Genomic DNA, 25,317 nt, shown 5'->3' on the forward strand with positions numbered 1-25,317 from the left:
AACAGCATGACTTCCCCTCAGGAAACCCCGGCAGAACCGGTGGAAACCGGCTCCCGTTCAAGCGGCCCGGGTCGGCTGATTGTGGCCGTATACGGAGTCTTCGCCATCTCGGCCACGGCCCGGGCGTCCTATCAGATTGCGACGAAATTCACCGAGGCGCCGGTCGCCTACCTGCTCTCGGCCTTTGCCGCCGTGGTCTATATCCTGGCCACCGTCGCTTTGGCCAAGAAGGGCCTGCGCTGGTACTGGATCTCCGTCGCTGCCATCAGCGTTGAACTGCTCGGAGTTGTTGCCGTGGGTCTGCTGAGCCTGCTGGATCCGGCCCTGCTGCCGGAGGACACCGTATGGTCCGGCTTCGGGCAAGGCTATGGCTACATCCCGCTGGTTCTGCCGCTGCTCGGACTCTGGTGGCTCTGGCGGCACCGGCCCGGGCAGGAACGAATGCGGTAATACCGCCGCGATCGTCCATAATGGACAACGGCGCCGCCGGACTTTTACCGGGTGCGCCGAGACTGAACAGCTCATGAATAGCTAACGATGCGAGGAGCCTGCTGTGCACTACTGGAAAGACCTAACCGAAGTACCCTCCGGTTTTGGTCCATCAGTGGTAACGCTGGGCAATTTCGACGGCGTGCACCGCGGCCACCAGCAGGTGCTGGCCAAGCTCGTGGAGACTGCCGCACGCCACAGCGCCAACGCCGTCGCCATCTCCTTTGACCCCCACCCCGCACAGATCCACCGTCCCGAGGCAGCGCCCCAGCAGATCATGGGACTGCAGGACCGCATCGAGGCGCTCGAAGAGACCGGTATCGACGGCCTGCTCATGATGACCTACACACTCGAACTGGCAGCGGACACGCCGGAGGAGTTTGTCCGCAGAGTCTTCGTTGAAGCGCTGGGGGCGTCCGCCGTCGTCATTGGCCACGATGTCCGGTTCGGCAAGGGCAATTCCGGTGACCTGAACACCATGCAGGAACTCGGCGAGCAGTTCGGCTTCGCCGTCGACGTGATCGAAGAGTACGGCTCGGACCAGCCGGATGCACCGGATTCCGTCCTCAGGGGCCGGCGCTGTTCCTCGTCCTGGGTCCGGGAAGCGCTGGCTGAGGGCGACGTGGCGACGGCTGCCCAGGTGATGGGCCGGCTGCACCGGGTGCGCGGCGAGGTGGTCCATGGGGATGCCCGCGGCCGCGAACTGGGTTTCCCGACCGCTAATCTTTCTCCCGATGCCAGCGGATTGATCCCCGCCGACGGCGTCTACGCCGGCTGGCTGATCGACGCATCCGGACGACGCTGGCCGGCTGCCATCTCGGTGGGTTCGAACCCGACCTTCGAGGGCGCCAGCCGCCGTGTCGAGGCCCACGTCATCGACCGCCCGAAGGAAGCGAACGGGGACTTCGACCTCTACGGCCAGCAGGTAGTGGTGGAGTTCGTCCACCGGCTGCGCGGCATGGTCGCCTACACCGGACCGGAGGCTTTGATCGCCCAAATGGAGATCGACGTCGACCAGTCCCGGGCGCTGCTTTCGACAGACTAACTCCCGGACAGGTAAACTGAGGGCTGAATTCGGCTGCGGTCCGTGGCGGCTGGATTTCTTCGTGCTTGATCCGGCAACCCCGGCCAAGCGTGAAGACCCCGGCAGCGAAGTGCTGATACGGGCCTCACGGCACAACTTCTAGGAGTTATTGTGGCATTGGACGCCGCTATCAAGCAGGAAATCATCAAGGAATACGCCACCCACGAGGGCGACACGGGTTCACCCGAGGTACAGATTGCAGTTCTGTCCCGCCGCATCTCGGACCTGACGGAACACCTGAAGATGCACAAGCATGACCACCACACCCGCCGCGGCCTGATGGCCCTGGTTGGTCGTCGCCGCCGCATGCTGGCTTACCTGCGCGAGACCGACATCACGCGCTACCGTGCGCTCATTGAGCGTCTCGGCCTGCGCCGCTAGTCTGCTGTGAAGGCGGCTCTTTCTGAACTGCTGAAGGCATAGGAAAGAGCCGCCTTCGCTTTGCATGGCGCAAATCCACCGGCCGGATCCGGCAGGTGGGCAACCATAATAGAAAACAGGAGTGACCGGCGTCGTAAGCATTCGCGGTCCTCGGTAGTGATTTCCGGGAGTGGACGGTGCAGCAATGCGCAGCCGCCCGGGGGTCTCGATCGAAGACCGGGTGTTGACAGGCCCCAGGGCCAGCCGCAGGCGCTTCCCACCGAGGGAAGCACGCAAGTCTGGGCCGATGCTGGTCACCTCCGACACCACAGAAACGGAGGTGACTCTCTTGGAGGGTCCCGAAATTCAGTTCTCGGAAGCGGTCATTGATAATGGCCGTTTCGGCAAGCGCGTTATCCGGTTTGAAACCGGCCGCGTTGCACAGCAGGCCGCCGGCTCGGCGATGGTCTACATCGACGAAGACACCGCACTGCTGTCCGCCACCACCGCCGGCAAGTCCCCGCGCGAGGGCTTTGACTTCTTCCCCCTGACGGTGGATGTCGAAGAGCGCATGTACGCTGCCGGCCGCATTCCCGGATCATTCTTCCGCCGCGAAGGCCGCCCGTCCACGGAAGCCATCCTGGCCTGCCGCCTGATGGACCGCCCGCTGCGCCCGGCCTTCGTGAAGGGCCTGCGCAACGAGGTGCAGATCGTTGTCACCGTCCTGGCGATCAACCCGGACGTGCTGTACGACGTTGTCGCGATCAACGCGTCCTCCATGTCCACCCAGCTCTCGGGCCTGCCGTTCTCCGGCCCCATCGGCGGCGTGCGCGTAGCGCTGATCGAAGGCCAGTGGGTTGCTTTCCCGAAGCACACCGAACTGGAGAAGGCCGTCTTCAGCATGGTTGTCGCCGGCCGTGTCGCCGGTGACGACGTCGCCATCATGATGGTGGAGGCCGAAGCTACGGACAACGCCTGGCAGCTGATCAAGGAAGAGGGCGCCCCCGCCCCGACCGAAGAGGTTGTGGCCGAGGGTCTGGAAGCGGCCAAGCCGTTCATTAAGTCCCTGTGCGACGCCCAGGCCCAGCTGGCCGCGGCCGCTGCCAAGCCGACCGTCGAGTTCCCGGTCTTCAAGGATTACGAGGACGACGTGTTTGCTGCCGTGGAAGCCGCTGCTGCCACCAAGCTGACCGAGATCTTCTCGATCGCCGACAAGCAGACCCGCAACGATGCTGCGGACGACTTCAAGGCAGAGATCGTGGCACAATTCGGTGGGTCGGAGGAAGCCCAGTTCGCCGGACGCGAGAAGGAAGTCTCGGCTGCCTTCAACTCCGTCACCAAGCAGGTCGTCCGCCAGCGCATCCTGAAGGACCAGGTCCGCATCGACGGCCGTGGCCTGACGGACATCCGCACGCTGACCGCTGAGGTGGAGGTTCTGCCCCGCGTACACGGTTCGGCCATCTTCGAGCGCGGCGAAACCCAGATCATGGGTGTCACCACGCTGAACATGCTCAAGATGGAACAGCAGATCGACTCGCTGTCGCCGGTAACGCGCAAGCGCTACATGCACAACTACAACTTCCCGCCCTACTCCACCGGTGAGACCGGCCGCGTCGGTTCGCCGAAGCGCCGCGAAATCGGCCACGGTGCCCTCGCCGAGCGCGCCTTGGTTCCGGTGCTGCCCTCGCGTGAAGAATTCCCGTACGCCATCCGCCAGGTCTCCGAAGCCCTTAGCTCCAACGGCTCCACCTCGATGGGCTCGGTCTGCGCCTCGACGCTGTCCCTGCTCAACGCCGGTGTGCCGCTGAAGGCTCCGGTTGCCGGCATCGCCATGGGCCTGGTTTCCGACCAGGTCGACGGCGAGACCCGCTACGCCGCGCTGACCGATATCCTCGGTGCCGAAGATGCCTACGGCGACATGGACTTCAAGGTTGCCGGTACTGCCGAGTTCGTCACCGCGATCCAGCTCGACACCAAGCTCGACGGCATTCCCGCCTCGGTTCTGGCCGCTGCGCTGAAGCAGGCCCGCGAAGCCCGCCTGCATATCCTGGGCGTGCTCGAGGCCGCGATCGATACCCCGGACGAACTTTCCGAGTTCGCTCCGCGGATCATCTCGGTCAAGATCCCCGTGGACAAGATCGGCGAGGTCATTGGCCCGAAGGGCAAGATGATCAACCAGATCCAGGAGGACACCGGCGCCGATATCTCCATCGAAGATGACGGTACCGTCCTGATCGGCGCGACCGACGGCACGTCCGCCGAAGCAGCCCGCTCCGCCATCAACGCCATCGCGAACCCGCAGGTTCCCGAGGTGGGCGAGCGTTACCTGGGCACGGTTGTAAAGACCACCACGTTCGGCGCCTTCGTGTCGCTGACGCCGGGCAAGGACGGCCTGCTGCACATCTCCGAGCTGCGCAAGCTGGCCGGCGGCAAGCGCGTGGACAATGTCGACGACGTTGTCTCCGTAGGCCAGAAGGTCCAGGTCGAGATCACTAAGATCGACGACCGCGGAAAGCTCTCGTTGTCTCCGGTTGTTGCCGACGAGGCGGCCGGCGACGAGGCTTCCAGCGAGGATGTCCTGGAGCCGGCGGAAGGTTCCGCAGAGTAAATGCCTGAAGCATTTGGCAACGAACTCCCCGCTGCAGAGTCACGCTCTGCGGCGGGGAGTTCCGCTATGTCCCGAGGAATCCATTTGCCGCTATCCGCCACGGAAGGCCATACGGACGCCACCGATCTTGGCGGGTCCGATCCCACGTTGATCCATGGGGATCCGGGCGGCTCCGTGGTGCGGCGTTCCGTACTTCCCGGCGGCGTCCGCGTGCTGACGGAAGCGATGCCCGGGCAGCGTTCGGCAACCATTGGCTTCTGGGTTGGCGTCGGCTCCCGGGACGAGGCGGAGGGCCAGCACGGTTCGACGCACTTCCTGGAGCACCTGCTGTTCAAAGGAACGAAGCGGCGCACAGCGCTTGAGATCGCATCGGCTTTTGATGAGGTCGGCGGGGAATCCAATGCCGCGACGGCCAAGGAAAACACCTGCTACTACGCCCGCGTGCTCGATACCGATCTTCCTATGGCCATCGATGTCATCGCGGACATGATCACCTCCGCCGTGCTGGACAACAGCGAGCTGGAGCAGGAGCGCGACGTCATCCTCGAAGAGCTGGCGATGGACAACGACGATCCCTCGGACGTGTGCCACGAGAAGTTCGTCGAGGCCGTCTTGGCGGGCCACCCCCTTGGCCGGCCCATCGGCGGCACCCCCGAGGCGATCATGGCCGTGCCCCGCACTGCCGTCTGGGACCACTACCAGCGGTACTACCGTCCGGATGAGCTGGTTGTGACCGCAGCGGGAGGACTGGAGCACGACGACGTCTGCCGGCTGGTTCTGCAGGCTCTGGAAGGCGCGGGATGGGTACTCGAACCCGGAGCCGCTCCGGTTCAGCGCCGCTCTGTCGAGCGCACGGAGATCACGTCCGTAGCGGGTATACACGTACACCGGCGTCCGGTCGAGCAGGCCAACATCGTCATGGGCTGCCAATCCCTAGTCGCCACCGACGAGCGCCGGTTCGTCATGAGTGTCCTCAACGCGGTTCTTGGCGGCGGCATGTCGTCGCGGCTGTTCCAGGAAGTCAGGGAAAAACGCGGCCTGGTCTACGCCACCTACTCCTTCGCGGGGTCATACGCGGATGCCGGCTACTTCGGTATGTACGCGGGCTGCTCTCCGGCGAAGACCAAGCAGGTTATCGAACTGCTGGGTGCCGAACTGGACAAGCTGGCCTCAGACGGAATTACGGACGAAGAACTGCGCAAGGCAGTCGGGCAGTTGTCCGGCGGCATCGTCCTGGCGCTCGAAGACAGCGGGTCGCGGATGTCGCGGCTTGGACGGGCGGAACTCGTCTCGGGAGAGTTCCTGGACGCGGACGAGACACTGGCGAGGATCCGCGCCGTCACACCGGAGGAAGTGCAGGCGCTGGCTGCCGAACTGGCCGCCGCACCGCGCACGGTAACCGTCGTCGGACCGTTTGATTCACCGGCGGACTTTGGTCTCTGAAGTTCCGCAATTTCCACCCGGCGGCCGGGTGTCCGGAAAAGAACCGGGCACCCGGCTGCTGCCTTTTCCGGGCGCTTGGGGGGCCGGAGTGTTATCGGACCTTTGGATGACTCCGGTCCTGCCGTTGAGGGGTCCGTGGGCGCACAGGAAATGTAAATGGACTCCAATGAGGCACTAGACTGATTCCGGCTGTGGGTGACTGCAGTCACATGCATTTACCGCACCGTAATTGGAGAATGTTTTGGAAGACTTAACGGAGTTTCTCTCGACCGTTAGCTCGGTTGTCTGGGGTCCATTTCTGCTCATACCGCTGCTGCTGGGCACCGGTCTCTATCTGACCATCCGCCTGGGCGGTCTCCAGTTCCTGAAACTGGCAGTGGCGCTGCGGCTCGGGCTGTTCACACGCAAAGATGTCGGGGCCGAAGGCGATATCTCACAGTTCCAGGCGCTGACCACGGCCCTGGCTGCCACGGTGGGCACCGGCAACATTGTCGGTGTCGCAACGGCCATTGGCATTGGCGGGCCCGGCGCCCTGTTCTGGATGTGGGTCACGGCCATGGTGGGAATGGCGTCCAAGTATTCGGAAGCGTTCCTTGGGGTGCGTTTCCGTACCACGGATGACGCCGGCGAAAAGTCCGGCGGTCCGCAGTATTATCTGCAGCGGGGCATCAAAAACGGCTTCGGCAAGTTCCTTGCCATCGCTTTTGCCATTTTTGCCTTCCTGGCCTCCTTCGGTATCGGCAACATGACCCAGGGCAACTCCATCGCCACGAACGTGGAAAACAGCTGGAACATCCCGCTGTGGGTTACCGGTGGCGTCCTCGCGGTTCTGACCCTTTTGGTGCTCGTGGGGGGCATCAAGTCCATCGGCCGGGTGACCGCCGGTCTTGTTCCCATCATGATCGTGTTCTATGTGCTCGGCGCCATCTACATCCTGATCGCGAATATTGACGGCGTTCCCGCCGCCCTCGCCCTGATCTTCACCGACGCCTTCACCGGCACCGCTGCAGTGGGCGGATTTACCGGCTCCGCCATCATGCTGGTCATCCAGATGGGCGTGGCCCGCGGTATTTTCTCCAACGAGTCGGGCTTGGGTTCCGCAGCCATCGCTGCAGCCGCCGCACAGACTACGCACCCGGTGCGCCAAGGTCTGGTCTCCATGACGCAGACGTTCATCGACACCATAATCGTGGTGACCTGCACCGGACTGGTCATTATTACTACCGGTGTCTGGGATCTCGGTGGTGATTCAGCGGCTACCATGACGGGCGAGGCGTTCAGCCACGGCCTGCCCGGCGATTGGGGGCACTGGATCGTCACGATCGGGCTGGTCCTGTTCGCTTTTTCGACGATTCTCGGCTGGGCTTACTACGGCGAACGCAATGTGGAGCGGTTGTTCGGCCGCCGCGGGGTGACCCCCTACCGCGTGGTGTTCTCCATAGTCGTCTACGTCGGCTGCACAGTTCCGCTGGCTGTTGTCTGGAACTTCTCCGACGTCATGAACGGTCTGATGGCCCTGCCGAACCTGATCGGATTGCTCATCCTCTCCGGCCTGATTGCGCGTGAGACCCGGCACTACCTCAAACACGATCCGGAGCTCAGAGCAAACAAGGACGAGATCGAGGCATTCATGCGGGACCAACCCGGCTGGGATGAGTGGAAGGCCGGCGACGTTGTCGGGTCCTCGCATCACCACGAGCGTCAGGTGCCACAAGGCGGTAGCAGGTAGTCTCCACACCTGTGCAAAGCGATAAAGGGTCCCGTTTCCGGTTCAGGAAGCGGGACCCTTCATCATTGCCATCCAGCCGACGCGGCGGGATCGGGGAGCGGCGGCACAGAGGCGCAGCGGCACGGAGGCAGGATGCTGCCGGTTATCCGCCGGCGAAAGGCGGGAGGATGTCGATGATGTCCTGATCTGCAAGGACGGTCGAACGGTCTTTGCAGGCGATCTCGTTGCGCAGGAAACTGCTGCGCGCGATGACCGTCTCCAGGGCCGGCGCGCCCCCCGTGGATAGTGTGCCGGGGTGCGGGTGCTCCCGGACCAGCACGTCCAGAACGGCTGCCAGAGTGCTGCCTTCGGGCAGGACGACCTTTTCCTCTTCGACGCCGGCCGCAGCTTGGGCCGCGCCGAAGTACCTGATCAACAACAACAATTCAACCGCCAATCGCGCTCATGCTTCGCTCGGGCTGGACGAAGTCTTCGGCGCCCAGCCCTGTATGGTGCATTCCGTGCGCCCGTGGTTTGGCCCACATCGCCTCGCGCCACCGCTCGGCGATGGCTTCGTCTCCTGCACCGCTGCGAAGCAGGTCGCGCAGGTCGGTCTCCTCATGCGAGAACAGGCAGGAAAGGACCTTGCCCTCGGCCGTGATCCGGGTCCGGCGGCAGTCGGCGCAGAAAGGCTCGGTGACCGAGGCGATGATGCCTACAGTGCCGACTACGACGCCGGGGGCAGAGCGCCGTCGTACTTCCCACCTTTCCGCCGGCGCACCGTCACGGCGCCGCGGATCCGCGGTGAGGACGAACTCCTGTTCCAGCAGCGCGCGGATCTCCGCGGCCGAAATCATATTCTGCCGGGTCCAACCGTGGTCCGCGTCCAGCGGCATCTGCTCGATGAAGCGCAGTTCGTAGCCGTGGCTGACGGCCCACTCCAGCAGCCCGGACGCTTCCAGGTCGTTGATGCCGCGCATCAGCACCGCGTTGATCTTGATCAGACCGAGGCCCACCCGGTCCGCTTCTTCGATCCCCTTGAGCACGCGGTCCAGGAACGGTCGGCGGGTGAGCTGGGCGAAGGTCTCAGGATGCAGCGAATCCATCGAAACGTTGATGCGGGACAGTCCTGCGTCTTTAAGGATCCGGGCCTTCTTATCGAGTCCGAGGCCGTTGGTGGTCAGCGATACCGGCAGATCCGGATGGTTGTTCCGGACACTGGTGATGATGTCGGCCAACCCGGCGCGCACAAGTGGCTCGCCGCCGGTCAGGCGCAGTTCGCGCACTCCCAGATGATTGACGGCGATGTCCACCAGGCGGACGATTTCGGTATCCGTGAGGACCTGCGCCTTGTTCAGCCAGTCGAGGCCCTCGGCCGGCATGCAGTAAGTGCAGCGCAGATTGCATTTGTCCGTCAGGGAGATGCGCAGGTCCGTCGCGGAGCGGCCGAAACGATCAATCAGTCCGGGGCCGGCATCCACCGGGCGCGCGGGCAAAGCGCCGCTGCCGCGGGCGCCGGCCGCGATCTGCGGCATCCCCAAATTAACGCTCATGTATCGAGGGTACGTCAGCGCCGCCTGCCTTGCCGAGCCCCGTCTCCCCATGTGGACAGCGGGTAGCTGCTGTTAACCTGTTCAACCCGCAATTGCGGAACTATGCTGGACTTCGTGACGCAAATACGAGTAGCAGAGGCTGCGCGCTTCCTCGGAGTCAGTGACGACACCGTCCGACGATGGATCGATGCCGGCACGCTGACCGGGCAGCAGGACCCCGCCGGGCGGACCGTGGTCGCCGGGACGGAGCTGGCTGCTCTGGCCAAAGAACAGGCCGCCCTGCCACCTGACCAGGCCGCGGCCGGCAGCTCGGCCCGGAACCGCTTTGTGGGGCTGGTGACTTCCGTGGTGATGGACACGGTGATGGCCCAGGTGGAGCTGCAGTGCGGTCCGCACCGGGTCGTATCGCTGATGAGTGCCGAGGCCGTCCGCGAGCTGGGGCTGGAACCAGGCTCGGTGGCCACGGCAGTCGTGAAGGCAACCAACGTGATCGTACAGACGCCGGCCACCCAGCCAGCGAAGGCACGGCCGTGAGTTTGACGGTACAGCGGACCAGTCAGAGCACTGCGAGGCCCGGACGGCTTGCCGCAGCTCTGCTGGCGCTGGCCGGAACCATCGGGCTTGCTGCCTGCGGCACCGGTTCGGGCGGTGCATCCAATCAAGGAGGCGTGGAGGAGAGCACCATCACGGTCTATGCGGCCGCGTCGCTGGCCGCGCCGTTCACTGCGCTGGCGGAATCCTTCGAGGCCGAGGTCCCGGGCAGTACTGTCCGCCTGAACTTCGCCGGCTCGGCCGACCTCGCCACCCAGATCATCGAGGGCGCACCTGCCGACGTCTTTGCCTCCGCGGACACCGCAACTTTGGCGCGCGTGCAGGAGGCCGGGGGAGTTGCGGGCAGCGTGCAGGAACTGGCCACCAACACGCCGGCCCTTGTGGTGCCGTCCGCTAACCCAATGGGCATCGAAACACTGGCGGACCTGGAACGGCCGGACATAAAGCTGGTGCTGTGTGCCCCGCAGGTGCCGTGCGGTGCCGCGGCCCGGAATCTGGCCGAAGCCGCTGGCGTGAGACTGGCACCGGTCAGCGAGGAAAATTCGGTGACGGCGGTCCTCGGAAAAGTGACCGCGGGTGAGGCGGATGCCGGCTTTGTTTACCGGACCGATGCCATGCGCGCCGGGGACGCGGTCCGCACCATCCCCGTGCCGGATGCTGCGGACGCCGCGGTGACCTACCCGATCGCGGTTACTGCCGGCGCCGCCGGTTCCGGCCGGGAGGAGCTCGCCCGGAAGTTCGTGCAGTATGTGACCGGTGAGCAAGGGCAGAGTGTGCTCACCGACGCAGGGTTCGGCAGGCCATGAACGGGGGTCCAGCCAGCACAAGGCCCGCGCAGGACGGAACAGCCGGCCTTGGCACACGGCTGCCCGCGGCGGGGCGGCAGTCCGGCAGGCAGGGGACGACGGGGCTGCCGGCTGCGGTCTTCGTCTTCGCCGCGGCCGGAACCGTGTTGGTGCTGCTGCCGTTGCTGGCCATGGCGCTGCGGGTGGACTGGGCCGGTTTCTGGCCGCTGATAACGAGCGACGGCGCACTGGCCGCTTTGGGCCTGAGCCTGCGGACCGCCACCGCCAGCACCCTGGTGTGCCTGCTGCTGGGCACGCCACTGGCACTGGTGCTCGCCCGCTCCAGCTTCCCTGGCCGCAAGCTGCTCCGGGCGCTGGTGCTGCTGCCGCTGGTACTGCCACCCGTTGTCGGTGGGATGGCACTGCTCTATACGTTCGGCCGCCAGGGCCTGCTGGGCAGCACCTTGGAGCTCTGGGGGATACAGATCGCCTTCACCACCACGGCCGTTGTGCTCGCGCAGAGCTTCGTTGCGCTGCCGTTCCTGGTGCTCAGCGTTGAAGCGTCGCTGCGCAGCGCAGGCAGCCGCTACGAGCAGGCCGCCGCCACCCTGGGTGCCCGTCCTGCTACAGTGCTGCGCCGGGTGACGCTGCCGCTGCTGCTGCCCGCGCTGGCGTCAGGCACCGTGCTGTGCTTCGCCCGGGCGCTGGGCGAATTCGGTGCCACTTTGACCTTTGCCGGCAGCCTGACCGGCATGACCCGCACACTGCCGTTGGAAATCTACCTCCAGCGCGAGACGGACCCGGACGCCGCGGTGGCCCTTTCGATGCTGCTGGTCGCGGCCGCCGTCGTGATTGTGGCGCTGACCTATGGGCGCACCGGCCTCCGGAACGGGGTCCGGCGGTGAGTTTTACCCTGCAAGCCGCCTTGGCCGAACGGCAAGTGGACGTCAGTTTCAAGGTGAACGACGGCGAGACGGTCGCCCTGATGGGGGCGAACGGGGCCGGCAAGTCCAGCATGCTGGCCATCATCGCGGGGCTGGTCCGCCCGGACCGCGGCGAGGCGGTGTTGGACGGGCGCGTCTTGTTCGGATCGGGCATCGTCCTGCCACCGCACCGGCGGTCGGTGGCGTTGCTGTCCCAGGATGCGCTGTTGTTCCCCCAGCTGAACGCACTCGAGAACGTCGCCTTCGGCCCGCGGAGCCAGGGAGTCCCGAAGCGCGCTGCCCGGAAACGTGCCCTGGAGTGGCTGGCAGAGGCCGAGGCCACGCAACTGGCCGCGCGCCGCCCGGCCGAGCTGTCCGGCGGACAGGCCCAGCGGGTGGCGATCGCCCGGGCGTTGGCGGCGGAACCGGACCTGCTGCTACTGGACGAACCGCTCGCGGCGCTGGATGCCACCGCGGCTCCTGTGATCCGGCGCATGCTCCGGCGGGTGCTCGCCGGCCGCCGCGCCGTCATCGTCACCCACGACATTCTCGATGCCCTCCTGCTGGCAGACCGCGTCCTGGTCCTGGAACAGGGCCGCGTGGTGGAGCAGGGCACTCCGAAGCAGCTCATCGCGCATCCGCGCAGTGCCTTCACCGCGGAACTGGCCGGCCTGAACGTCATCGGCGGCACGGCGGCCGCGGATGGTCTGCGTGCGGGCGAGGGCCAAGCCGGTATTCCCTCGGGATCGCCGGTGGCGGGGACCGCAGTCCAGCCGCTGGAACCGGGGGAGTCCGCGGTGGCCGCCTTCCGCCCCGCTGCCGTATCCGTCTTTGCCGAGCGGCCGCACGGCAGCCCGCGCAATGTGCTGGCGGTGACCGTTGACGATCTGGAGCCGGCCGCCGGACACTTAAAAGTACGGGCCGGTCAGCTCGCCGCAGAGGTCACGGCTGCTGCCGCGGCGGAGTTGGATATCTACCCGGGCCGCAGCATGTTCTTTGCCGTCAAGGCGGCGGAGGTCAGCATCTATCCGGCCAAGAGCGCCTGACCCATTCGGTCGGCGCAACCGCCGGAAAACCCGCGAGGCTGGAGGCCCGATGGCACCGAACCCAGGGGCACCGAACCGAGGGGCACCGAACCGAGGGGCACCGAACCGAGGGGCACCGAACCGAGGGGCACCGAACCGACCGGCGGCCAACGAAGATGCGCCGGACGAATCGATCCGGAACGAATCGGCGCCGAACCGATGGGCTGCGGCCGCCGGCGCCGCTGCTGCGCTGCTGGGAACCGCAGCCGGCGAGCTGGCCGCGGCGTTCCTGAGCCCTTCCGTCTCGCCGCTGACAGCGGTGGGTTCTGCCGTCATCGACGTGCTGCCGCCGCTGGTGAAGGACCTGGCGATTGCGGTCTTCGGGACGGCGGACAAGGCCGCATTCTTCGTTGCTATGGCTTTGGTTATCGCGGCCCTCGGCGGCGTGGCCGGAGTGCTCGAGGTGCGACGGCGGTACGCCGGCAGCGCTGTCGTTCTCGGCTTTGCAGCGGCGGGCGCGGTGGCCGTGCTGGCCAGCCCGCAGGCCGAACAGTTGGCGTTGGCCGCCCTGATGGTCGCCGGGGCCGTGGCCCTGGTGATGCTGCAGATCCTGGTCCGGCGCTGCGTCCAAGCCACTGTCGCTCCTGTACGGCCGGCCGGTCCGGGGTTGGACCCGGCCCGGCGCACCTTCCTGTTGTGGCTGGGAGGTACCGCGGCAGCGGCCGCGTTGACCGCCGTCGTCGCTACGGGTATCCGCAGTGCGCAGCAGGGCGCAGCCCGCCTCCGCCAGGCCTTCCGGCTTCCCGCCCCGGCGGATCCTGCGGAACCGATTCCGGCAGGCGCAACACTGCCGCTAGCCGGCATCACGCCGCTCGTGACACCGAATCCGGACTTCTACCGGATCGACACCGCACTGGCGGTGCCCGTGGTCAATGTGGACCAGTGGCGGTTGAAGGTGACAGGCATGGTTGAGCAGCAAGTGGAGCTGGATTTCGATGAGCTGGCGGGTCAGGAGCTGGCGGAGCGGTACATCACGCTCTGCTGCGTCTCCAACCCGGTGGGCGGAGGCCTGATCGGCAATGCGAAGTGGCTGGGTTGGCCGGTCCGGGACTTGCTGGCCAGGGCCCGCCCGCAGGCCGGCGCGGACATGGTGCTCTCGCGCAGCGTCGACGGCTGGACCGCTTCGACACCGCTGGAAGTATTGACCGACGAGCGGGACGCGCTCTTGGCCATCGGCATGAACGGCGAACCACTGCCGCTCGAACACGGCTTTCCGGTGCGGCTGGTAGTGCCCGGGCTCTTCGGCTATCTCTCCGCCACCAAGTGGGTCACCGAGCTGAAGCTCACCCGTTTCGAGGACGAGACTGCCTACTGGACCACTCGGGGCTGGAGTGCCCGGGGCCCGGTGAAGATGAGCTCACGGATCGATACCCCCCGCAACGGCGCGCGGCTGGACCCCGGCGAGGTGGGCATCGGCGGCGTGGCCTGGTCCCAGCACACCGGGATCAGCGCCGTGCAGCTGCGGGTCGACGACGGCGCCTGGCAGGATGCCGAACTGGGCGCTCCCATCTCCGCGGACACCTGGCGGCAATACCGGTACCGGTGGAACGCGCCGACAGGCCGTCACCGGATCCAGGTCCGGGCCATCGATGCGGCGGGAATGGTGCAGACCGGCGAGAGCGCTCCGGTGGTGCCGGATGGCGCCACCGGCTGGCATACCGTGAGCGTGACCGTCGCTTAGGATGGCTCCTGAAGAGAAGGGAGTCCGGCGTGGCCGCTACAGTAGCTGAGCACCGCAAAGCGGTCACCGAGCTGGTCCGTGCCGCCGTGCAACGCAACGGCCGGCAGGATGACACGGTCGGGCTGCTCGAGGCCCGCAACCGGATCCTGGCCAGGGACATTAGCGCCCCGGTCAGCTTGCCGCCCTTCGCCAACTCGCAGATGGACGGCTATGCCGTGGACAGCGCCGCAGCGGGCGGCCGGTCGGAGTTTACGGTGGCCGAAACCATCGCCGCAGGTTACCCGGCTCCGCCGCTGGCCGCAGGCTTCGCGGCGCCGATCATGACCGGAGCCATGCTGCCGGCCGGAGCTGACGCCGTCGTCCCTATCGAACAGGCGGACCCGGATGGTTTCCGCACGCCCGCCCCTGGGCTGACGGTGAGGCTGCCGGCCAGCGTTCCGGCCGGCCAGTTCGTCCGCGCCGAGGGCAGCGACGTTGCCGCCGGCACCCTTGCCCTCGCCGCGGGCACGCGGCTCAAGCCGGCCCAACTGGGACTGCTGGCGGCGCTCGGCGTCGCGGAGGTAGCGGTGCGGCCGCGGCTGCGCGTGCTGCTGCTGAGCACCGGCGACGAGGTCATCGCACCCGGCGGCGCCTTGGGTCCCGGACAGATTTTCGATGCCAACACCACCTTGCTGGCAGCCGGGCTCGCCGAGGCCGGCGCGGACGTGGCCGGCAGCCGGATCCTGGCCGATTCTCCGGAGGACTTCCTGGCCCGGCTGCACGAGGACCTGGAACGGCACGAACCGGACCTGCTGTTGACCTCCGGCGGCATCAGCAAGGGCGCCTTCGAGGTAGTCAAGCAGGCCCTCGCCCGCGACCAGGTGGAATTCGGCCCGGTGGCGATGCAGCCCGGCGGTCCCCAGGCCATCGGCACGGTCGCCGGCGTTGCCTATCTGGGCTTTCCTGGCAACCCGGTCAGTTCGCTGGTGTCCTTCGAGACTTTCCTCCGTCCGGCGCTCAGCGAGGTGCTGGGCGACCCGGAGCCGCGCACCGTCCTGCAGGTGCCGCTGGCCGAGGCTGTCCAGTCCCCGGAGGCCAAGCACCAGATCCGTCGCGGCCATTACGACGGCGGCTCCGTCACCTTGATCGGCGGTCCCGGCTCGCATCTGCTTCACGCGCTGGCAGCGTCCAACGCGCTGGTGCATTTTCCCGTCGGCGTAACGGAGGTCCCGGCCGGGCGGAACGTGGAAGTATGGCTGTTATGAGCGAGCAGGACCGGTTGACCCATGTCCGTGAGGACGGCACGGCGCACATGGTGGACGTCAGCACCAAGGCCGAAACCACCCGTGAAGCCACCGCCCAGGCAGTGCTGACTACGCGGGCGGACGTTGTCTCCCTGCTGGCCTCCGGCGACCTGCCCAAAGGCGACGCCCTGGCGGTCAGCCGCGTGGCCGGCATCATGGCAGCGAAGCAGACGCCGTCGCTGATTCCGCTGTGCCACCCGCTGCCCATCAGCAAAGTCACGGTTGACTTCTTCCCCGGCACCAGCGAGGTGCGGATCGAGGCGACCGTTCGCACCCGGGGAGTCACCGGCGTCGAAATGGAGGCGCTCACCGCGGCCTCGGTGGCGGCGCTGAGCCTGTACGACATGATCAAGGCCGTGGACAAGCACGCCGTCATCGGCGACATCAAGGTGCTGGCCAAATCAGGCGGCAAGAGCGGGGACTGGACGCTGTGAGCACTGAACCCAGGACCAGCATTGGCGCTGCCAGCACCAACGGAGGCGCGGGCACGCGGCGCACCGCCGGCATCGTTGTCGCCTCCACCCGCGCGGCAGCCGGGACATACGAGGACCGCAGCGGGCCGATCATCTCCGAGTGGCTGGCCGCCGAAGGCTTCGAGCCGCTGCCCGTGCGCGTGGTCCCGGACGGGCCCGAGGTCCGAGCGGCGCTGGAAAGAATGCTGGCCGAGGGCGTCCGGGTCCTCATTACCAGCGGCGGCACCGGCCTGACCCGTGACGACCGGACCCCGGAGATCACCGCTGCGCTCCTGGATAAGGAAGTGCCCGGGATCATGGAAGCAATCCGCGCGGCAGGCCGGCCCCACACGCCGCTGGCCGCCCTGAGCCGCGGGGTGGCCGGCGTGGCCGACGGAACCTTCATCATCAATCTTCCGGGCTCGCCCGGAGGCGTCCGCGACGGGCTCACGGTACTGCAGCCGCTGATCGAGCACATCTGCACCCAGTTGGAAGGGCACCGCGACGCCGGTCACGAAGGCGCCGGACACCTTGCCTCAGCGGAGAACTTCACCCACACCACAAGCCACAAAACCGGAGGGCATCATGGGCACTAGCGAAGTGCTGTACGCAGGGGTCGCGGATTCCCCCTTGGACGTTGCACAGGCGATGGCCGCAGCGGAGTCACCCGAATGCGGCGCCGTCGTGACTTTCAGCGGCGTAGTCCGCAACCACGACGGCGGGGAAGCGGTGTCGGCACTGGGCTACTCCGCACACCCCAGCGCCGGCCGGGTTATTGCCGAGGTCGCCGCCGACATTGCCGCGAAGTACGACGGCGTGCGCATCTGGGTTGCGCACCGGATTGGATCGCTGCAGATCGGGGATCCGGCGCTGGTGGCCGCCGTCGCCTCCGCCCATCGTGCCGAAGCGTTCGCCGCGGCGTCGGAACTCGTGGACACGGTCAAGGAGCGGGTGCCGGTCTGGAAGGAACAGCATTTCGCGGACGGACGTACCGAATGGGTAGGCATCGGCCAGTAGCGATACGCTGGAAACCATGACTGAACAACTTGCGGTGGCCGTGCTCGGTGCCGGCGGACGAATGGGCGCGGAGGCGGTCAAGGCCGTTGACGCCGCCGAAGACCTCAAACTTGTGGCGGCACTGGGGCGCGCGGACAGCCTGGATTCGCTGGTCGACACCGGCGCGCACGTCGTTGTGGATCTGACCACGCCGGACAGCACCGAAGCTAACGTACGTTTCGCCGTCGAACACGGCATGCACGCTGTTGTCGGAACCACCGGCTGGGACGAACGGAAGCGCCGCAACTTGGCCGACCTGCTGGCAGCGCACCCCGGAACCGGTGTGCTGATCGCGCCGAACTTCGCGCTGGGCTCGGTGCTCGCGTCCGCATTCGCCGCCAAGGCCGCCAGGTACTTCGAATCGGTGGAGATCATCGAACTGCACCATCCCGACAAGGTCGATGCGCCCTCCGGCACCGCGGTACGCACCGCGCAGCTGGTTGCCGCATCGCGCCAAGAGGCCGGAGTTTCGGCCAGCCCCGACGCCACCACCAAGTCCCTCGACGGCGCCCGCGGCGCGGACGTGGACGGGGTGCGGGTGCACAGCGTGCGGCTGCGCGGCCTGGTGGCGCACCAGGAAGTGCTGCTCGGCGGCCCCGGGGAACAGCTGACCATCCGGCACGATTCGTTTGACCGTGCCTCCTTTATGCCCGGAGTCCTGCTGGGCGTGCGCGCCGTGGCGGCCCACCCGGGATTGACCTACGGCCTGGACGGATACCTTGACCTCAATGACTGACTCCGCAACCCCGGGAACCGGCTCCGCCTCCTGGTATTCACGCCACGGCGAGAAGATCTGGGTGTCGGCCATCATCTTCCTGCTGCTCGCGTACATGGCGCTGACCGTGCACCGCGCCTGGCTGCTTCTGCAGGACCCGCAGCCGGTGGCGATTGCCCTCGGCGCCGCCCTGCTGGTGCTGCCAGTGGTGGGCGCCTGGGCCCTGATCCGCGAAATCCTCTTCGGCTCGCGCATGTCCAAACTCGCCAAGATCCTTGAGGCTGAAGGCGGGCTGCCGGTGGATAACCTGCCGCGCACCCCGGGCGGCCGCATCGTCCGCGAGGCGGCAGATGCCGAGTTCGAGAGGTACAAGGCGGAGGCCGAAGCCGCGCCCGGGGACTGGCGCAGCTGGTTCCGGCTCTCCTGCGCCTACGACGCCGCCCGCGACCGCAAGCGGGCCCGCGAGTCCATGCGCAGGGCCATCGAGCTCAGCCGCAGCTGAAGCCGCCGCCGTGGACGGCAGACTGTGTAGCGCCGTCAGCAGCGGCGGGTCGGCGTGCCGCCGTCGAAAGTTGGAATGCGTAACCGAAGTTGCGTGCGTCAGCTGTACTGGCGGTGGCCGCCGCGGATGGCATCGCGGGTTGCCCGCGAGGCGGTGGACGTGATGAATTCGAACGGCCCCCGCATGTCCAGCACCTTCAACGTTGTGCCCACGGACAGGGCCACGATGACCTGCACCCAGTAAATTTCGTTGTCCCCGGGCCAGGCCGCATTCTTTGGGATGAGGCTCATGACCCAGACATGCACCGAGTACAGGGTCAGCGTCATGGCACCGGCGCCCGAGAGCGGGAGCAGCATATTCGGCTTTTTCGTGGTCAGCAGCAGGCAGATGGCAAGCACCACCGCCGCCGTACCGGAGGTATGCAGCAGATCGAAGGTTGTGCCGGAATGCGGGCCGGAGATTCCCAGCCACCACCAGGAATCATCCGTGTCCACCCAGCTGAGGTTCACCTGGTAGATCAGGGCGAAATCCGCACGTTGCGCAGCCTCGGTGGAAGCCAACTGTCCGTAGCCGCCCAGGCCGTCCATGATGAGCCACGAGCCGGCTTTGGCCAGCGCCGCTGCCGCCAGGCCTCCGGATAACAGCCACAGCTGGACTGCGGCGCGGCGGATATCAAGCCGGCCGATGACAAGCCCAACAAGGATGTAGCCGAGCCACTGCAGCACGGGGTAGTACCCGGTGACGAAGATGTCGGCCAGGAACCTGGACGGGATAAACACGTCGAGAATCATCGGATTGTGCCCCAGGCTCTCCAAACCGAGGGAGTTTTCCAGCCACGGGCGCAGCAGGTAGGCAGCCACGGGGGAAAGCACCAGCCATCCGCCTGCCCACGCTGCCAGCACGGGCAGACGCAGCTGCAGGAACGGCAGGGCGCACAGGAACAGCACCGCATAGTGGACGAGGATGACCGCAATGCTGACGTTCAGCGTGCCAAGCATCAGACCAACGAGGGCGATAATGGCCGCGCGCACCGCAATTCCGGACCGGTCGGCCAGCAGCGACCGGCCGCTGTGCGGGCGGCTGCCGCCGGTCAATAGGCCGAGTCCGACGCCGGCCAGGACCGCGAAGAGGGCGGAGGACCGGCCGGAGAACACGAGGCCGGTGAAATTAGGCTCCGGGTTGGCGCCGGACGTCCACAACGGAAAGATATGGGTGGCCATCATGCCCAGCAGGGCCAGGCCCCGGGCGGCGTCGATTCCGGCCAGCCGCTGCCCGGCGGAACCGTTGTGTGGGGATGCCATAATCCGATATTCTCACAGCCCCCTGTTTCGGGGCCTGCGGCGTAACAATCGCAGCTCCTCCAGGTGGAAGCGGTGCCGTGATACGAAACTCCCGGGGGCCGTTGCAGCAAACCGTGGTCCACGCGGTAACGTTTTGTCTATGTCTGAGTCTTCTTCCCGTGAGTACACCTTCGGAACCTTGGTGACTGCCATGGTTACCCCCTTCAACGAGAAGGGCGACGTCGATTATGAGGTCGCCGGAAAACTGGCCTTGAAGCTCGTCGAGGACGGCTGCGACGGACTGGTGGTCACCGGGACCACGGGGGAGACCTCCACGCTGCTGGACGAGGAAAACCTCGGAATGTTCCGGGCCGTGGTCGACGCCGTCGGCGGACGTGCAAAGGTCATCGCCGGCTCCACCACCAACGACACGCGGCACTCTATCCGTCTGTCCCAGGAAGCGGCGAAACTGGGCGTGGACGGACTTCTTGTCACCGCGCCGTACTACAACAAGCCCAGCCAGGCCGGTGTCCAGGCGCACATCGAAGCCATCGCGGATGCGGTCGATCTGCCTGTGATGGTCTACGACATCCCCGGCCGCGCCGGCATCCGGATCGAGACCGAGACCCTGTACCGGTTGGCCGAACATCCGCGCATCGTCGCGCTGAAGGATGCCAAGGCGGATTACCAGGAGACCACACGCGTCCTGGCGAACACCGATCTGGATGTGTACTCCGGCGACGACTCGCTGACGTTGCCGCTGATGGCAGCAGGTGCCGTCGGCCTCGTTTCAGTCAGTGCCCATGTTGCGACGGCGCAGTACCGGGCGCTGGTCGACGCCATGCATGCCGGTGATCTGGCTACGGCGCGCCGACTGCACTTTGAGCTGGATCCGGTCCAGCGGGCCGTCATGACCCATATCCAAGGGGCGGTCGCGTCCAAACTCATTCTTAAGTGGCAGTCCGTACTGCCCAACTCGGTGGTCCGCTTACCTCTGGTCGAGCCGTCCGACGCCGAGATCGCAATGATCCGCGCAGACCTCGAAGAGGCCGGCTGGAACCTGGAGGTTTGATCTAAAGTATGAGCGAGTCCACAATTACAGAGCTGAGGACCCCGCCGAAACTCGCCGACGGTACCTTGCGCGTAGTGCCGCTGGGCGGCCTGGGCGAGATCGGCCGGAACATGGCGGTGTTCGAGATCAACTCGAAGCTGCTGATTGTGGATTGCGGTGTCCTCTTCCCTGAAGAACACCAGCCCGGCGTGGATCTGATCCTGCCGGACTTCTCATATATCGAGGACCGGCTGGACGACATTGTTGGTGTGGTCCTGACCCACGGGCATGAGGATCACATCGGCGCGGTTCCGTACCTGCTGCGCATGCGCCAGGACATTCCGTTGATCGGTTCCCAGCTGACCCTGGCGCTGGTCGAGGCAAAGCTGACCGAGCACCGCATCAAGCCCGACACGCTGACCGTTTCCGAAGGCCAGATCGAGCAGTTCGGGCCGTTCGAGTGCGAGTTCGTTGCCGTCAACCACTCCATTCCGGATGCGTTGGCTGTTTTCATCCGAACAGCCGCGGGTAATGTGCTGCACACCGGCGACTTCAAGATGGACCAGTTGCCGCTGGACGGACGCCTGACGGATCTGCGTGCCTTCGCCCGGCTTGGCGAAGAAGGCGTGGACCTGTTCATGTCGGATTCGACCAACGCCGACATCCCCGGCTTCACTACCGCGGAGAAGGAAATCGGACCGGTGCTGGAACGGCTCTTCGGGCAGGTCCAGAAGCGGATCATCGTCGCGTCGTTCTCATCGCACATCCACCGAGTCCAGCAGGTGCTTGACGCCGCGGCCGCCCACGGCCGCCACGTAGCTTTCGTCGGCCGCTCCATGGTCCGCAACATGGCCATCGCCGAGAAGCTGGGCTACCTGAACGTTCCCCCGGGAATCATCGTTGACCTGAAAAACGTCGAAGATTTCCCGGATGACCGCATCGTGCTCATGTCCACCGGCTCCCAAGGGGAGCCGATGGCTGCCCTCTCGCGGATGGCGAACGGAGACCACCGGATCCAAGTGGGCAAGGGCGACACCGTGATCCTCGCGTCGTCGTTGATCCCGGGCAACGAGAACGCCGTCTTCCGGATCATCAACGGCCTGCTCAAGCTGGGTGCCGAGGTGATCCACAAGGGCACCGCCAAGGTCCATGTCTCCGGCCATGCCGCTGCCGGTGAATTGCTGTACTGCTACAACATCCTTAAACCCAAGAACGCGATGCCGGTCCACGGCGAAACGCGCCACCTGATCGCCAACGGCAACCTGGCGCGGCAGACCGGGGTCGCCGACGAGAATGTCCTGCTGGCCGATGACGGCAGCGTGGTCGACCTCGTCGACGGCAAGGCTCGGATCGTGGGCCAAGTTGAATGCGGTTTCGTCTATGTGGACGGCTCCAGCATCGGGGAAATAACCGATTCGGACCTGAAGGACCGCCGGATCCTGGGCGAAGAAGGCTTCATTTCGGTGATCACCGTAGTCAACCGCAGTACGGGCAAGATCGTTTCCGGTCCGGAAATCCATGCGCGCGGTTTCGCCGAGGACGACGCGGTCTTTGACGTCATCAAGCCCCAGATCACTGCCGCCCTGGAGGAAGCCGTGGTCGGGACGAAGGAGCACACCACCTACCAGTTGCAGCAGGTGGTCCGCAGGGTCGTGGGCACCTGGGTCAACAGGCGGCACCGCCGGCGGCCCATGATCGTGCCGGTCGTGCTCGAAGCCTGATCTGCTTTCCGGTACACACCGCGGCTCGCCGCCGGTGCCGCAGCTGGCGGGGTCGGGCGCCCGTGATTCGGCTGACACCTGCTCGCACTGGATGGCAAATCCCCCAGTTGCCGGACCTTTGCGGGTAACGTATCCGATATGGCGACTCGTACTTCTCCTGCCAAAAAAGGCACCCAGCAGTCGCGCGGTAAGAACTCAGGCAGTGCTTCGCGCTCTACTGCGGGACGCGGCGCGGCCAAAACCAAAGCTCTCAATGTGCAGCCGGAGGACCACCTTCCGCTGCCGTTGAGGATGGTCCGCGGCGCTTGGATGGGTACCGCGCACATCGTCGCGGCGGGCATCCGCAAACTCGGTCCGGATGTGCACCCGGACAAGGACCTGCGCCGTGACGGCACCGGTTTCTTCATGCTGCTGCTGGCCGTGGTCATTGCGGCGGTTGAATGGTGGGCCCTCACCGGCGGATTCGCCGACGTCGTCCACGCCGTGGCCGGCGGGACGTTCGGCTGGATGGCATTGCTGCTGCCGGTTTTCCTGCTGATCTTCACCGTGCGCCTGATGCGCTCCCCGGAGGATGCCCGCGGAAACAACCGGATCGCCATCGGGCTGACTCTGATGACGCTCTCCGGAACCGCCCTGGCACACGTCATCGGCGGCGAGCCCGGCCTCGCCGACGGACTGGATGCGTTGTGGGCGGCCGGCGGTATGGTCGGTTTCCTTATCTCTTCGCCGCTCGCCTCCATCAACGAGTGGCTCGCGGTTGCGGTCTACGCTCTGCTGGCCTTCGTCAGCCTGCTCATCGTGACCGCTACGCCTTTCCGGCATATTCCGGCCCGGCTCCGCGCACTTTACGAAGGCCTCATGGGCCAGGACCTCAACGAGGTCACGGCCAACGGCCATGACCAGAGGTACCTCTATGAATCGGACCAGAGCGAACCGAAGGCCAAGAAGCCCCGGAAGCGCCGGTTCGGCCGGGACAAGCATGCACCCGAAGACGAAGAGCAGGACGAGGGCTACTACGGCGACGAGGCCTTCGAGACTCCCGTCATCGAAGACGAGGACGCTCCGAGGGCAGCAGCCCCAGGACCGGCCGCCCCGAAGGTGCCGCCGGGCGTACGCCGCCCCACCCAGTCCGAGCTTGCCGCCGAGAAGCTCAAACGCGATCAGGGCCTTATGCCGGAAGGCGCCACCGAGGCCCTCCCCGTTGTGCCCCCTGCCTCGACCGGGAGCGTGGCGGCGGTTCCAGCCAACCCGGTCCAGCCGCAGCCGCCGGCGACCCCTATCCCGCAGCGGACCGAGCAGCTCCAGCTCTCGGGCGATGTGGCGTACACGCTGCCGCCCTCGGACTACCTGCCGGCGGGGCCGCCGTCCAAGGAGCGCTCCGAGGCGAACGACTCGGTCGTTGCCGCGCTAACCCAGACGCTGGACCAGTTCAAGGTGGAGGCCCGGGTGACCGGGTTCTCCCGCGGCCCGACCGTGACGCGGTATGAAATCGCACTCTCGCCGGGCACCAAGGTGGAGCGCGTGACTGCGCTGTCCAAGAACATTTCCTATGCGGTAGCCAGCTCGGACGTCCGGATACTGAGCCCCATCCCGGGCAAGTCCGCCATCGGCATCGAAATCCCGAACACAGACCGTGAGACGGTGTCGCTCGGTGACGTGCTGCGGTCCAACAACGCGCGCAAGACGGACCATCCGATGGTCATGGGCGTCGGCAAGGACGTCGAAGGCGGCTACGTGGTGGCCAATCTGGCGAAAATGCCCCACCTGCTCGTGGCCGGCGCCACCGGTGCCGGTAAATCCGCGTTCGTGAACTCGATGGTCACCTCGATCCTGATGCGCTCGACGCCGGACGAGGTCCGCATGGTCATGGTGGATCCGAAGCGCGTGGAACTGACCGCCTACGAAGGCGTTCCGCACCTGATCACGCCCATCATCACTAACCCGAAGAAGGCCGCCGAAGCGCTGCAGTGGGTGGTCCGGGAAATGGACACCCGCTACGACGATCTGGCCAATTTCGGCTACAAACACATCGACGACTTCAACAAGGCCGTGCGCAACGGCAAGGTGGTCCCGCCGGAGGGCTCCAAACGGATCGTCAAGCCGTACCCCTACCTGCTGGTGATCGTGGATGAGCTTGCCGACCTCATGATGGTCGCCCCGCGTGACGTGGAAGATTCCATCGTCCGAATCACCCAGTTGGCCCGCGCTGCTGGCATCCATCTGGTGCTCGCCACTCAGCGCCCTTCGGTCGACGTCGTCACCGGCCTGATCAAGGCCAACGTGCCCTCCCGTATGGCGTTTGCCACGTCGTCCGTCACCGACTCCCGCGTGGTGTTGGATCAGCCGGGCGCCGAAAAGCTGATCGGCCAGGGCGACGCGCTCTTCTTGCCGATGGGTGCCAACAAGCCCATGCGCGTCCAGGGCGCTTGGGTCAGCGAATCCGAGATCCACAAGGTTGTCGAACACGTCAAGAATCAACTGCAGGCTGTGTACCGCGACGATGTGGCTGTCGAGGCGCCCAAGAAGCAGATCGACGACGACATCGGGGATGACCTGGAGGTGCTGTTGCAGGCCACCGAACTGGTTGTGACCACGCAGTTCGGTTCCACCTCCATGCTGCAGCGCAAACTCCGGGTCGGTTTTGCCAAGGCCGGGCGACTGATGGACCTGCTCGAATCCCGCGGGGTGGTGGGGCCGTCCGAAGGTTCAAAGGCCCGTGACGTGCTGGTGAAGCCGGACGACCTCGCAGTGACGCTGGCTGCGATCCGCGGCGACGATGTCCCAGCCGCCGCTGCACCGGGCGCTGATCCCATGACAGATGCTCTCGCCGACAACGCCAATGCCAACCACAACTTCGACCAGGACGGGCCCGAGGATCTTGTCCAGGCAGACCTGGATGCCAGGTCGCAAGCCGCGGAGTATTACGACGACGATGACGACCAGGGATCAGAAGATGCCTGGAGCCTGACCGGCAGATAGACGGGTA

23 protein-coding genes are annotated in these 25,317 nt (G+C 66.1%); 20 read left to right on the plus strand and 3 right to left on the minus strand.

Going from position 1 to position 25,317, the window contains the following annotated elements; all coding sequences use genetic code 11:
• Nucleotides 1-6: 6 nt before the first annotated feature.
• From J5251_RS12880 to J5251_RS12905, 6 genes are all read left to right on the plus strand, one after another.
• Nucleotides 7-450: a hypothetical protein gene (locus J5251_RS12880; RefSeq protein ID WP_171059411.1), complete on the plus strand. Its 444-nt coding sequence runs from the start codon at nt 7-9 to the stop codon at nt 448-450.
• Between the two features lie 103 nt (nt 451-553).
• Nucleotides 554-1,534, plus strand: coding sequence for a bifunctional riboflavin kinase/FAD synthetase (locus tag J5251_RS12885; protein WP_139005982.1), 981 nt, complete (start codon nt 554-556; stop codon nt 1,532-1,534).
• 150 nt (nt 1,535-1,684) lie between these two features.
• Nucleotides 1,685-1,954, plus strand: coding sequence for a 30S ribosomal protein S15 (rpsO, locus tag J5251_RS12890; RefSeq protein WP_139005983.1), 270 nt, complete (start codon nt 1,685-1,687; stop codon nt 1,952-1,954).
• 328 nt (nt 1,955-2,282) lie between these two features.
• Complete coding sequence (locus tag J5251_RS12895; RefSeq protein WP_208576165.1) at nt 2,283-4,541, plus strand: polyribonucleotide nucleotidyltransferase; 2,259 nt, start codon at nt 2,283-2,285, stop codon at nt 4,539-4,541.
• A gap of 66 nt (nt 4,542-4,607) precedes the next feature.
• Entirely contained in the window at nt 4,608-5,984 is a 1,377-nt protein-coding gene (locus tag J5251_RS12900) for a M16 family metallopeptidase (RefSeq protein WP_139005984.1), read from the plus strand.
• Between the two features lie 241 nt (nt 5,985-6,225).
• Nucleotides 6,226-7,713: an alanine/glycine:cation symporter family protein gene (locus tag J5251_RS12905; RefSeq protein WP_139005985.1), complete on the plus strand. Its 1,488-nt coding sequence runs from the start codon at nt 6,226-6,228 to the stop codon at nt 7,711-7,713.
• A gap of 142 nt (nt 7,714-7,855) precedes the next feature.
• Here the strand turns inward: J5251_RS12905 and J5251_RS12910 are convergent, their stop codons facing one another.
• A complete protein-coding gene (locus tag J5251_RS12910) occupies nt 7,856-8,131 on the minus strand; it encodes a MoaD/ThiS family protein (protein ID WP_139006047.1) in 276 nt (91 codons plus the stop codon).
• Between the two features lie 7 nt (nt 8,132-8,138).
• Entirely contained in the window at nt 8,139-9,245 is a 1,107-nt protein-coding gene (gene moaA / locus J5251_RS12915; RefSeq protein WP_139005986.1) for a GTP 3',8-cyclase MoaA, read from the minus strand.
• A gap of 114 nt (nt 9,246-9,359) precedes the next feature.
• On the opposite strand from moaA, the gene J5251_RS12920 reads away from it, so the two are divergent.
• Genes J5251_RS12920 through J5251_RS12970 form a run of 11 tightly spaced genes read left to right on the plus strand, consistent with a single transcriptional unit; the run spans nt 9,360 to nt 18,279 of the window.
• Nucleotides 9,360-9,779, plus strand: coding sequence for a TOBE domain-containing protein (locus J5251_RS12920; RefSeq protein ID WP_139005987.1), 420 nt, complete (start codon nt 9,360-9,362; stop codon nt 9,777-9,779).
• Entirely contained in the window at nt 9,776-10,603 is an 828-nt protein-coding gene (gene modA / locus J5251_RS12925; RefSeq protein WP_244250663.1) for a molybdate ABC transporter substrate-binding protein, read from the plus strand. Before J5251_RS12920 ends, modA begins: the two co-directional genes overlap by 4 nt.
• The gene (locus J5251_RS12930) at nt 10,600-11,487 is read left to right on the plus strand and encodes an ABC transporter permease (RefSeq protein ID WP_139005988.1); all 888 of its coding nucleotides are present in this window, start codon (nt 10,600-10,602) and stop codon (nt 11,485-11,487) included. The genes modA and J5251_RS12930 overlap by 4 nt, the downstream gene beginning before the upstream one ends.
• Nucleotides 11,484-12,551 (plus strand): sulfate/molybdate ABC transporter ATP-binding protein, encoded by a 1,068-nt coding sequence (locus tag J5251_RS12935; RefSeq protein WP_139005989.1) that lies wholly within the window; start codon nt 11,484-11,486, stop codon nt 12,549-12,551. Before J5251_RS12930 ends, J5251_RS12935 begins: the two co-directional genes overlap by 4 nt.
• Before the next feature lie 49 nt (nt 12,552-12,600).
• Nucleotides 12,601-14,271 (plus strand): molybdopterin-dependent oxidoreductase, encoded by a 1,671-nt coding sequence (locus J5251_RS12940; RefSeq protein WP_208574194.1) that lies wholly within the window; start codon nt 12,601-12,603, stop codon nt 14,269-14,271.
• A 29-nt stretch (nt 14,272-14,300) separates the two neighbouring features.
• Entirely contained in the window at nt 14,301-15,515 is a 1,215-nt protein-coding gene (locus tag J5251_RS12945; protein ID WP_208574195.1) for a molybdopterin molybdotransferase MoeA, read from the plus strand.
• Nucleotides 15,503-15,988: a cyclic pyranopterin monophosphate synthase MoaC gene (gene moaC / locus J5251_RS12950; RefSeq protein ID WP_139005992.1), complete on the plus strand. Its 486-nt coding sequence runs from the start codon at nt 15,503-15,505 to the stop codon at nt 15,986-15,988. The genes J5251_RS12945 and moaC overlap by 13 nt, the downstream gene beginning before the upstream one ends.
• Entirely contained in the window at nt 15,985-16,602 is a 618-nt protein-coding gene (locus tag J5251_RS12955) for a MogA/MoaB family molybdenum cofactor biosynthesis protein (RefSeq protein WP_431188576.1), read from the plus strand. Before moaC ends, J5251_RS12955 begins: the two co-directional genes overlap by 4 nt.
• Nucleotides 16,592-17,023, plus strand: a complete 432-nt coding sequence (locus tag J5251_RS12960) for a molybdenum cofactor biosynthesis protein MoaE (RefSeq protein WP_139005993.1) — start codon at nt 16,592-16,594, stop codon at nt 17,021-17,023. The genes J5251_RS12955 and J5251_RS12960 overlap by 11 nt, the downstream gene beginning before the upstream one ends.
• Nucleotides 17,024-17,039: 16 nt before the next feature.
• Nucleotides 17,040-17,798, plus strand: coding sequence for a 4-hydroxy-tetrahydrodipicolinate reductase (gene dapB / locus J5251_RS12965; RefSeq protein WP_139005994.1), 759 nt, complete (start codon nt 17,040-17,042; stop codon nt 17,796-17,798).
• Nucleotides 17,791-18,279: a hypothetical protein gene (locus J5251_RS12970; RefSeq protein ID WP_139005995.1), complete on the plus strand. Its 489-nt coding sequence runs from the start codon at nt 17,791-17,793 to the stop codon at nt 18,277-18,279. Before dapB ends, J5251_RS12970 begins: the two co-directional genes overlap by 8 nt.
• A 98-nt stretch (nt 18,280-18,377) precedes the next feature.
• On the opposite strand, the gene J5251_RS12975 is transcribed toward J5251_RS12970, so the two are convergent.
• Entirely contained in the window at nt 18,378-19,580 is a 1,203-nt protein-coding gene (locus J5251_RS12975; protein WP_139005996.1) for a heparan-alpha-glucosaminide N-acetyltransferase domain-containing protein, read from the minus strand.
• 139 nt (nt 19,581-19,719) lie between these two features.
• Between J5251_RS12975 and dapA the strand changes: the two genes are divergently transcribed.
• From dapA to J5251_RS12990, 3 genes are all read left to right on the plus strand, one after another.
• Nucleotides 19,720-20,631: a 4-hydroxy-tetrahydrodipicolinate synthase gene (gene dapA / locus J5251_RS12980; protein ID WP_139005997.1), complete on the plus strand. Its 912-nt coding sequence runs from the start codon at nt 19,720-19,722 to the stop codon at nt 20,629-20,631.
• An 8-nt stretch (nt 20,632-20,639) separates the two neighbouring features.
• Nucleotides 20,640-22,331 carry a ribonuclease J gene (locus tag J5251_RS12985; RefSeq protein ID WP_139005998.1) on the plus strand — a complete coding sequence of 564 codons (1,692 nt, stop codon included), beginning with the start codon at nt 20,640-20,642 and terminating at the stop codon, nt 22,329-22,331.
• A 138-nt stretch (nt 22,332-22,469) separates the two neighbouring features.
• Entirely contained in the window at nt 22,470-25,310 is a 2,841-nt protein-coding gene (locus tag J5251_RS12990) for an FtsK/SpoIIIE family DNA translocase (protein ID WP_208574196.1), read from the plus strand.
• Nucleotides 25,311-25,317 lie beyond the last annotated feature (7 nt).

Origin of the sequence: Arthrobacter crystallopoietes, assembly GCF_017603825.1 — a bacterium.
In the GTDB taxonomy this organism is placed as follows: Bacteria; Actinomycetota; Actinomycetes; order Actinomycetales; family Micrococcaceae; genus Crystallibacter; species Crystallibacter crystallopoietes_B.